Origin of the sequence: Microbacterium enclense (assembly GCF_004022425.1) — a bacterium.
GTDB classification, from domain to species: domain Bacteria; phylum Actinomycetota; class Actinomycetes; order Actinomycetales; family Microbacteriaceae; genus Microbacterium; species Microbacterium enclense_A.
Genome location: NZ_RBZY01000083.1, coordinates 1 through 8,557, shown reverse-complemented (window position 1 = coordinate 8,557; position 8,557 = coordinate 1). Strand labels below are relative to the sequence as shown.

9 protein-coding genes, 4 tRNA genes and 1 pseudogene are annotated in these 8,557 nt (G+C 69.0%); 5 read left to right on the top strand and 9 right to left on the bottom strand.

Going from position 1 to position 8,557, the window contains the following annotated elements; all coding sequences use genetic code 11:
* Both D8Y23_RS15355 and pdxY read left to right on the top strand, forming a co-directional pair.
* Nucleotides 1-435: pseudogene (locus tag D8Y23_RS15355) on the top strand (transcriptional regulator PtsJ); the annotation flags it as partial.
* Nucleotides 432-1,283, top strand: coding sequence for a pyridoxal kinase PdxY (gene pdxY, locus D8Y23_RS15350; RefSeq protein ID WP_128218940.1), 852 nt, complete (start codon nucleotides 432-434; stop codon nucleotides 1,281-1,283). The pseudogene D8Y23_RS15355 and the gene pdxY, both read left to right, overlap by 4 nt.
* Before the next feature lie 26 nt (nucleotides 1,284-1,309).
* Here the strand turns inward: pdxY and D8Y23_RS15345 are convergent, their stop codons facing one another.
* From D8Y23_RS15345 to thrS, 3 genes are read right to left on the bottom strand one after another with little or no spacing between them, the layout of a single operon-like run.
* Complete coding sequence (locus tag D8Y23_RS15345) at nucleotides 1,310-1,921, bottom strand: hypothetical protein (RefSeq protein WP_128218939.1); 612 nt, start codon at nucleotides 1,919-1,921, stop codon at nucleotides 1,310-1,312.
* A gap of 55 nt (nucleotides 1,922-1,976) precedes the next feature.
* The gene (locus tag D8Y23_RS15340; RefSeq protein WP_205797300.1) at nucleotides 1,977-2,546 is read right to left on the bottom strand and encodes an HIT family protein; all 570 of its coding nucleotides are present in this window, start codon (nucleotides 2,544-2,546) and stop codon (nucleotides 1,977-1,979) included.
* A complete protein-coding gene (gene thrS, locus D8Y23_RS15335; protein ID WP_164878272.1) occupies nucleotides 2,543-4,624 on the bottom strand; it encodes a threonine--tRNA ligase in 2,082 nt (693 codons plus the stop codon). The genes D8Y23_RS15340 and thrS overlap by 4 nt, the downstream gene beginning before the upstream one ends.
* A 9-nt stretch (nucleotides 4,625-4,633) precedes the next feature.
* Between thrS and D8Y23_RS15330 the strand changes: the two genes are divergently transcribed.
* Nucleotides 4,634-5,782, top strand: coding sequence for an SLC13 family permease (locus D8Y23_RS15330; protein WP_128218937.1), 1,149 nt, complete (start codon nucleotides 4,634-4,636; stop codon nucleotides 5,780-5,782).
* A 3-nt stretch (nucleotides 5,783-5,785) separates the two neighbouring features.
* On the opposite strand, the gene D8Y23_RS15325 is transcribed toward D8Y23_RS15330, so the two are convergent.
* The 3 genes from D8Y23_RS15325 to D8Y23_RS15315 all read right to left on the bottom strand — a co-directional run bounded on the left by D8Y23_RS15325 (nucleotide 5,786) and on the right by D8Y23_RS15315 (nucleotide 7,202).
* Nucleotides 5,786-6,178, bottom strand: coding sequence for a TIGR03618 family F420-dependent PPOX class oxidoreductase (locus tag D8Y23_RS15325; protein WP_128218936.1), 393 nt, complete (start codon nucleotides 6,176-6,178; stop codon nucleotides 5,786-5,788).
* A 39-nt stretch (nucleotides 6,179-6,217) separates the two neighbouring features.
* Nucleotides 6,218-6,601 (bottom strand): ATP-dependent DNA ligase, encoded by a 384-nt coding sequence (locus D8Y23_RS15320; RefSeq protein ID WP_128218935.1) that lies wholly within the window; start codon nucleotides 6,599-6,601, stop codon nucleotides 6,218-6,220.
* A gap of 187 nt (nucleotides 6,602-6,788) precedes the next feature.
* The gene (locus D8Y23_RS15315; protein ID WP_128218934.1) at nucleotides 6,789-7,202 is read right to left on the bottom strand and encodes a PPOX class F420-dependent oxidoreductase; all 414 of its coding nucleotides are present in this window, start codon (nucleotides 7,200-7,202) and stop codon (nucleotides 6,789-6,791) included.
* Nucleotides 7,203-7,361: 159 nt separating this feature from the next.
* On the opposite strand from D8Y23_RS15315, the gene D8Y23_RS15310 reads away from it, so the two are divergent.
* The gene (locus D8Y23_RS15310; RefSeq protein WP_128218933.1) at nucleotides 7,362-7,724 is read left to right on the top strand and encodes a hypothetical protein; all 363 of its coding nucleotides are present in this window, start codon (nucleotides 7,362-7,364) and stop codon (nucleotides 7,722-7,724) included.
* A gap of 112 nt (nucleotides 7,725-7,836) precedes the next feature.
* On the opposite strand, the gene D8Y23_RS15305 is transcribed toward D8Y23_RS15310, so the two are convergent.
* From D8Y23_RS15305 to D8Y23_RS15295, 3 genes are all read right to left on the bottom strand, one after another.
* Nucleotides 7,837-7,911 (bottom strand) — tRNA-Val (locus tag D8Y23_RS15305).
* A 26-nt stretch (nucleotides 7,912-7,937) separates the two neighbouring features.
* A tRNA-Cys gene (locus tag D8Y23_RS15300) sits at nucleotides 7,938-8,008 on the bottom strand.
* 63 nt (nucleotides 8,009-8,071) lie between these two features.
* Nucleotides 8,072-8,144, bottom strand: a tRNA-Gly gene (locus D8Y23_RS15295).
* Nucleotides 8,145-8,294: 150 nt separating this feature from the next.
* On the opposite strand from D8Y23_RS15295, the gene D8Y23_RS15290 reads away from it, so the two are divergent.
* Nucleotides 8,295-8,367, top strand: a tRNA-Val gene (locus tag D8Y23_RS15290).
* The last annotated feature ends 190 nt before the right edge of the window (nucleotides 8,368-8,557 follow it).

Sequence of the window (8,557 nt, the reverse complement as noted above, 5' to 3'; positions counted from 1 at the left end):
GAGCGGCTCGCGCTGCGGCTCACCCCCGGCACGACGTGGGTGAGCCACATCCTGCAGCGGCTGACGCTGGCGCTCGTGACGGACCCCGAGGTACGCGCCGCAATCGAGCGAGCGGCGGAGCATTACGCGGCTCGCAACGACGCCGTCGCGGCCGCGCTGGCGGCCCGCGGGCTGCCCGTCGCCGTGGGTGACGGCCTGAACCTCTGGGTGCCGCTCCCCGCCCCCGCGGCGCGCGTGCGCGAAGACCTCATGCGCCGCGGCTGGCTCGTCCGCGACGGCGATCACTTCTTCCTCTCCCCCGACGCCGCCGGCGACTACCTGCGCCTGACGGTGCACCAGCTCGAGGATGCCGAGATCGTCTCCCTCGCCGACGACCTCGCGAGCGCCGTGGCCGCGCTCCGGCCCTCCCCGCGAGGTGGGAGGATCGAAGGATGAAGGTGCTCTCGATCCAGTCGGCCGTCGCCTACGGTCACGTCGGAAACTCCGCCGCCGTCTTCCCGCTGCAGCGCATCGGCGTCGAGGTGCTGCCGGTGTACACGGTGAACTTCTCCAACCACACCGGGTACGGCGCGTGGCGTGGACCGCTCATCTCGCCCGCCGACGTCGCCGACGTCATCACGGGGATCGAGGAGCGCGGGGTCTTCGGCGACATCGACGTGGTCCTCTCGGGCTACCAGGGCGGCGAGGGAATCGCCGACGTGATCATCGACGCGGTCGCTCGGGTGAAGAAGGCGAACCCGGATGCCGTCTATGCGTGCGACCCGGTCATGGGCAACGCGAAGTCGGGGTGCTTCGTCGCTCCGGCGATTCCCGACCTGCTGCGCGAACGCGTGATCCCGGTGGCGGACATCATCACGCCGAACCAGTTCGAGCTGGGTTTCCTCACCGGCACGGATCCCGGCAGCATCGAGTCCACCCTGGAGTCCGCCGACCTGGCGCGTGCCCGGGGCCCGCGCACGGTGCTCGTCACGAGCGTCGAACGGCCCGACCGTGAGCCCGACACCATCGAGATGATGGTCGTCGACGACGCGGGCGCGTGGATCGTGCAGACACCGCTCATCCCGATGAAGGCCAATGGCTCGGGCGACGTCACCGCGGCGCTCTTCACCGCGCACTACCGCCGGACGGCCGACGCGGCGGACGCCCTCGCGCGCACCGCCTCGAGCGTGTTCGACCTCTTGCAGAACACCTACGACGCGGGATCGCGCGAACTCCGCCTCATCGAGTCGCAGGAGGCGTACGCCGACCCGCGGATGCAGTTCTCGGTGCGCCAGGTGCGCTGACCGCGCCAGTCGCTCCTCACGAGGGGTCAGCCGTCGTAGACCTCGGTGTAGGCGTCGATCCAGGCGTCACTGTCCTGCGGGCACAGGAACGTCGTGCCGTAGACCATGAGGTTCGCGATGGGGTCTTCCGCAGCCGCGCGTTGCTCGCCCTGAAGACTCGGGTCGACGAGCTGGGCGAAGAGCGGCGATGTCGCCACGTGCGCGCGGAGGATGTCGGCATCCACGGCGTGGCTGTTCAAGATCGCGGTCTCGCAGGCATCGGCGACGAGAGCGAGCGACAGACTCTCCTCCTCCGCGGTCCACTCGAAGCCCTGTTCTTCCACGTACGCCCTCTGCTCGGCGATGAACTGCTTCTGCGCCGGGGTGACGGCCACGAGCGGCGTCCCGTCGAGCGGGAGCTGCTGCTCCTCGAAGAAGCGATCCCGCTCGGCGAGCGGGTCCTCCGATGAGGTCCCGGCGTCCGGGCCGGCGGCGTCGGTGGGCTCGAGCGGCGCGGCGGACGAGTCGTCCGGTGCCGTGAGCGGCGCCTGCATTCCATCCGGCCCGAGCGGACTCGGAAGTCGGATGCAACCCGTCGTGGTGCCGAGCGCGGTGGCCACGATGAGGGTGAGGACGAGGGGACGCAGGCGAGCCTTCATCAGCCCACCGTACCGGCGCCCTCCGTCGGACTCGTGGGGGCTTGCGCCGCGCCCGTCAGGCGGTCGCCCACGCTTCGGCGACGGTGCGCCGCACGTCTCCGAGCAGCTGCGGGAGGGCCTTGGTCTTGGCGATGATCGGGAAGAAGTTGGCATCCGACGCCCACCGCGGAACGATGTGCTGGTGCAGGTGCGCGTCCACGCCGGCGCCGGCGATCGCACCCTGGTTCATCCCGAGGTTGAACCCGTCGCAGCGCGACACGGCGCGCAGCACCCGCATGCCGCGCTGGGTCAGCGCGCCGATCTCGGCCACCTCTTCGTCGGTTGCCTGGTCGTACGTCGCGATGTGACGGTAGGGGCAGACGAGCAGGTGGCCGGAGTTGTACGGGAAGAGGTTCAGCAGCACATAGGCGCTCGTGCCGCGGGCGATGATGAGCCCGTCCTCGTCCGTCTTCCCCGGGGCGGCGCAGAACGGGCAGTTCTGCTCCATCGGTTCGCGCCCGGCCTGGATGTAGGCCATCCGGTGCGGGGTCCACAGGCGCTGGAACTCGTCCGGCACCCCCGGGAGCTCCGCGGCGGCGATGATTCTCGCATCGCCGCCGTCGGAGGCATCCTGATCGGTCGTCACGCGAGGTCCTCGGCGGTGTCGACGAGCGTGCGCGCGGCGATCGCGCCGGTGATGCGCGCGACCGCCTCGTCAACCGGGATGCCATTGAGCTGGGTCCCGTCGCGGAAGCGGAACGAGACGGTGCCACCGGCACGGTCCTGCTCACCGGCGATGAGCTGCAGCGGCACCTTCTGAGTGGTGTGCGTGCGGATCTTCTTCTGCATCCGGTCGTCGCTGTGGTCGACCTCGGCGCGGACGCCCTGTGCACGGAGGTGGGCCACGATGCCGTCGAGGTACTCGCCGTACTCCTCGGCGACGGGCACGGCCACGACCTGCACCGGGGAGAGCCAGACCGGGAACGCGCCGGCGTAGTGCTCCAGCAGGATGGCGAAGAAGCGCTCGATCGAACCGAACAGCGCGCGGTGGATCATGATCGGGCGCTTCTTCTGCCCGTCGCGATCGGTGTACTCCAGTTCGAAGCGTTCCGGCAGGTTCGGGTCGACCTGCACGGTCGACAGCTGCCAGGTGCGGCCGATCGCGTCGCGGGTCTTGAGGTCGATCTTCGGCCCGTAGAAGGCCGCCTCCCCCGGGACCTCGGTGAGCTTCAGGCCCGAGGCGACCGCGACGTTGCGCAGTGCATTCGTGGAGTACTCCCAGAACTCGTCGCTGCCGATCCACTTGGACTTCTCGTCGTCGCGCATGGAGAGCTCGAGTTCGAAGTCGTCGAGGCCGAAGTCGCGCAGCATCGAGATGACGAACTCCAGCACCCGCGTCGCCTCGGTCTCGAGCTGCTCGGGGGTCACGAACAGGTGCGAGTCGTCCTGGGTGAAGCCGCGCACGCGAGTGAGGCCGTGCAGCGCGCCCGAGAGCTCGTTGCGGTACACGGTGCCGTTCTCCGCCAGGCGCATGGGCAGCTCACGGTAGCTGCGGCCGCGCTCCTTGTAGATCAGGATGTGCATCGGGCAGTTCATGGGCTTCAGGTAGTAGTCCTGGCCCTGCTTGGTCACGTGTCCGTCGGCGTCGCGCTCCTCGTCCATCACGATGGGCGGGAACATGCCGTCCTTGTACGTGACGAGGTGGTTCGAGGTGAGGAAGAGGTCCTGCTTCGAGATGTGGGGCGTGTAGACGTAGGTGTATCCGCCCTCGATGTGACGACGGCGGGCGTGCTGCTCCATCTCGCCGCGGATGATCCCGCCGCGCGGGTGCCAGACGCTCAGGCCGGAGCCGATCTCGTCGGGGAACGAGAACAGGTCGAGCTCTTTGCCGAGCTTGCGGTGGTCGCGCTTCGCGGCCTCCTCCAGGCGGTGCTGGTAGGCGCGGAGATCGTCCTTCGTCGCCCAGGCGGTGCCGTAGATGCGCTGCAGCTGCGGGTTCTTCTCGCTGCCGCGCCAGTAGGCGCCGGCGATGCGCGTGAGGTCCCAGCCGTTGCCGATGAGGCGCGTGCCGGGAACGTGCGGGCCGCGGCACAGGTCTTTCCAGACGGTCTCGCCGTCGCGGTCGACGTTGTCGTAGATCGTCAGTTCTCCGGCGCCGACCTCGACGCTCGCGCCCTCCGCGGCCTCGCTGGATCCGCCCTTCAGACCGACGAGCTCGAGCTTGAACGGCTCGTGCGCCAGCTCGGCACGCGCCTCGTCGTCGCTGACGACCCGGCGGACGAACCGCTGATTCTCGCGGACGATCCGCTCCATCTCCTTCTTGATGACCTTGAGGTCGTCGGGGGTGAAGGGCTCGTCGACCCGGAAGTCGTAGTAGAAGCCGTCAGTGATGGGCGGTCCGATGCCGAGGTTCGCCTGGGGCTTCACGCGCTGCACGGCCTGAGCGAGCACGTGCGCGGTCGAGTGCCGCAGGATCGACAGGCCCTCGGGGCTGTCGATCGTGACCGGCTCGACATCGTCGTTCGCCGTGACGGTCGTGGCGAGGTCTTTCAGCTCGCCGTTCACGCGCAGGGCGATGACCGAACGGTCGGGGAAGAGGGCGAAGCCGTCGGCGGGGTAGGTCTGCTCCGACGGCAGGGCGGCATCAGTCAAGGCGGTCTCCTGGATGGGTCTGATCCAGGCTACCCGCCGGGCGTGACCTGGACGGCACGCACGGTGCCGCATAGTGGAGCGGTGACTCTGGTCCTCATCGGCGGCGTGCTCTGGCTGCTCGGCCTCGCCGCCCTCGCCTTCGGTGTCCTCCCCGCCGGCGAGGCCCTTGCCGTCGCGGACCGCGTGTGGCCCATCCTCCTGTTCGTCGTCGCCGTCACGGTCGTGGCGGAACTGGCATCCAGGGCGGGGTTGTTCGACGTCGTCGCCGCGCGCCTCGCGCGGCTCGCGCGCGGTCGGACGGTGTGGTTGTGGGTGCTGGTGGTCGCTCTGGCGACGGTGGCCACGGCGTTCCTGTCGCTCGACACCACGGCCGTCCTGCTCACACCGGTCGTGGTGGCGATGGCGGTCGCGCGCAAGCTCGATCCGCTGCCGTTCGCGTTCGTCACGGTGGTCTTGGCCAACACCGCCTCGCTCGTGCTGCCCGTGTCGAACCTGACCAATCTGTTGGCCTCCGACGCGCTCGGCGGTCACGACCCGGTCGCGTTCCTCGCCCTGCTCGGCCCGTCGGCCCTCATCGCGGTCGCCGCTTCGGTGGCGGTGCTGACGGCGGTGTTCCTTCGCAGACTCCCGCGGACGTATCCGGAGGCCGGCGCACCCACCGTCGCCGACCCGGTCCTGCTCCGCGTGTCCGCGGTCGTCACCGTGGCGCTCCTGCCCCTGCTCGTGATCGGGCTGGATCCGTGGATGCCGGCCCTCGTGGCCGCCGTCGTGCTCGTGGTCGTGTTCGCGTGGCGCGCGCCGCGAGTGATCGGCATCCGGCTGATTCCGTGGTCGCTGCTGGTGTTCGCGGGCGGGCTCTTCCTCGCCGTCGGAGCGCTCGAGGCGCTGGGGATCGGGCGGGTGACCTCGGTGCTCGCCGGGTCGGGCGACGACGTGGTCTCGCTGTGGCAGCTCGCCGGGGTGGGGGCTCTCGCGGCGAACGGCATCAACAACCTGCCCGCCTACCTCGCGATGGAGTCGGTCGCCGGATCTCCCACTCGCCTGGCGGCGCTGCTGATCGGTGTGAATGCGGGCCCCATCATCACGCCGTGGGCGTCGCTGGCGACGCTGCTGTGGCACGACCGGCTCGTCGCCGCGGGGATCGAGGTGAGGTGGAGCCGGTTCATCCTGCTCGGTGCCGTCATCGCGCCCCTGATCCTCGTGCTGGCGGTGCTTCCGCTCGCGCTCTGAGCGTCAGCTCTCGTAGGCGCGGCCCCACGCCTTGCGCGGTTCGATGAGCCAGACGGCGAAGCCTTCGCGGAGCTCGTACGGTTCCCCCGTGTACACCGTGGAGATGCGGTCGATGTACGGCAGGGCGTCGCCGCCGTCGATGCGTTGGACAGCCTCCCCGCGGACGAACGCCATCGAATAGGGGTCGTCGACAGCGGTCACCGAGATCGCGACCCGCGGATCACGGGAGAGGTTGCGGTCCTTGAGACCGCCCGATTCGGTGAAGATCGCGAGGCGATCTCCCTCGACGCCGACCCACACCGGCACGGTGTGCGGCGACCCGTCGCGCATGAGGGTCGCCAGATGGGCCACGGCAGGGGTATCGAAATAGGGCTTCGCGGTCGTCCAATCGCTCATGCGGGCGACAACTCGCGGACGGTTGTCGTCATTCCCCGGTCAGGAGTGCGCCGCCATCGGCACCTGAGCGTTGGGTACCTCGCGGAACACCATCTGCTCACGCGGCGCCGACTCGTGATGCGCGGAGTCGTCGGGTTCGGGGATGACGTACAGGCCGCGCCCCGAGTTCGCGTTGTAGGTGAGCGCGTGCAGCCACGAGCTGCTGAGCTGAGGATTCCGGCTGCCGTGGTACTTGAACACCATCGACACGTTCGGGTGAATGTACACGGTCGTGCGTCCCCCGCCGATGCTGATGTCGTCCTTCCACGTGAAGGGGAAGCTCTCTCCGCGTCGCACTTTCGCCATGATCACCGCTTGCAGGTGCGCGAGCAGACGGTCCTCGAAGTCGACCTTGATGTTGCCGTCGTAGATGAACTTGCCCATGGAAACCTCCGGGTCGGCAGCTCGGAACCCGCGCATTCCTGGCGAGAAATGACGAACGCGGAAGGGGGATGCCGTCGCTCTTGGATTGCAACCTCTCGCAACCTCTCCTGGAACGCCAACCCACTTGCGTCGGATGTCCTTTGCCGGTATGGCCGCGATGCGCAGTCCGCGCGGTGCGCGAGCGGGGTCAGTCGGCGCGGGAGATGCGGAGGATGACGCGATCGTCGGGCCGCCGCTGCAGGCGCCGAACGAACGCCTCGAAACCCAGGATGGCGCGGAACTGCCACCCGTACTTCCGGCGGAGCGCTGCGTCTGCCCGGCGATCGTCGGTGCTGGGTCCGGCGACCCGCGCGCGGGCCTGCACGGTGATGGCATCCGGTTCGACCTTCCCCATGCGCGTACACGGCCGAAGGGCGACGCGGTCGTCGCGGCGCAGGCGCTTCACCTTGCCCGTGTTGCGCTCGGTGGTCACGACGAGCTCGTCGCCGTCGCGTGCGATCCACACCGGCGTCGCCACCTCGGCGCCGTTACGGCGGAAGGTGGCGAGGGAGACGAACTCGGCGGACGCGATCTCGCGCCAGAGGGTGTCGGGGACGGTCATCCCCTCACGCTATCGAGCGGCGGCCTGGCGTCCGGCGGGGTTGCGCGCTCCGCGTGGGCCGCGTGCTCGGCCGCTTCGGTCATTGTTCACACGACTGGAACAGATCGTGCATCGGCGTTCCCAGTGAGTCATGCCAGGCTTCGAGAGGAGGAGGTTCGCATGTCTCGCCACCATGTCGCCACCCACGCCTACGACTACCGCCGGGGGTGGGTGCGCATCGCCCCGACCGCCATGACGGATGCCACGGCCGTCAAGCTCCGCGACGAGGGCTTCACCATCGTCCGCTCACGCCGTGGATGGTTTGGCACGCGTGAGCTGCCGCTGTCCTGGTATCTCCGACGCGCGGGGTCGGGCACATCCGCTCACACGCGCCTGCCGGTCCCGCCTGCTGACGAGCAGTCCGCGAGGCTCCGCGACCGCATCGACGAGCCCGCGGATACGAAAGTCTCTGTCGAAACGACGCCTCCGTTGCGCCCGTCGACGCAGCGCGTGCGCCCGCGCTCCAGCGAGGGGCGTTCGTAGGGAACGCTCCCGGACCCCACCATGCGCACGTCGACTCGAAGGCGAGAATGCCCGGACCGGGGCCGGGGGCGAGGTGGAAAGCGAAAACCCCCGGCAAGCCGGGGGTTTCGGGTGGTGCGCGATACTGGGATCGAACCAGTGACCTCTTCCGTGTCAGGGAAGCGCGCTACCGCTGCGCCAATCGCGCCTGTACAGGCTGTTCAGTTGTAGGCGAGGTGGCGACGGGATTCGAACCCGTGTAAACGGCTTTGCAGGCCGGTGCCTAGCCGCTCGGCCACGCCACCGTGTGTGGTTCGACCCACGTGTCGTGATCTCCCGTCGAGAAACGACGATGATCTTCACACTCGAGCGGATGACGAGACTCGAACTCGCGACCCCAACCTTGGCAAGGTTGTGCGCTACCAACTGCGCTACATCCGCATTTGTTCCCGGGACTTGCCCCGAGCACTCGTAAGACATTACCCGATTCCCGCGCGCGCGCAAAACCACGCACGACCCGCGCGTGTCCACGGTCATGGTCCGTCGCGCGCGTGCGTATCGGGTAAGGTAGTCGAGTCCCGTTCGGGGCATGGGCGATTGGCGCAGTTGGTAGCGCGCTTCCTTCACACGGAAGAGGTCGTCGGTTCGAGTCCGGCATCGCCCACAACACAGGCTTCTGGCTGCGCCAGAGGCTTTCCCGCTTCCATAGCGTGCTCTCGTACCCCTTCACTGCCGGCGTCGGCCGGAACGGGATCTCGGCGCACCTCGCCGCGACACCTCCGGCGGCCTCAGCTGCGGACGAACACGGGGAGCCGTGACGCGAGCGTGAGGACGCCGGCTACGGCGACCAGCGC

Coding starts and splice junctions, on each gene's coding strand:
- pdxY (WP_128218940.1), top strand. CDS start 432: ATGAAGGTGCTCTCGATCCAGTCGGCCGTCGCCTACGGTCACGTCGGA.
- D8Y23_RS15345 (WP_128218939.1), bottom strand. CDS start 1,921: ATGAAGGCTCGCCTGCGTCCCCTCGTCCTCACCCTCATCGTGGCCACC.
- thrS (WP_164878272.1), bottom strand. CDS start 4,624: ATGCGGCACCGTGCGTGCCGTCCAGGTCACGCCCGGCGGGTAGCCTGG.
- D8Y23_RS15325 (WP_128218936.1), bottom strand. CDS start 6,178: ATGAGCGATTGGACGACCGCGAAGCCCTATTTCGATACCCCTGCCGTG.
- D8Y23_RS15320 (WP_128218935.1), bottom strand. CDS start 6,601: ATGGGCAAGTTCATCTACGACGGCAACATCAAGGTCGACTTCGAGGAC.
- D8Y23_RS15315 (WP_128218934.1), bottom strand. CDS start 7,202: ATGACCGTCCCCGACACCCTCTGGCGCGAGATCGCGTCCGCCGAGTTC.
- D8Y23_RS15310 (WP_128218933.1), top strand. CDS start 7,362: ATGTCTCGCCACCATGTCGCCACCCACGCCTACGACTACCGCCGGGGG.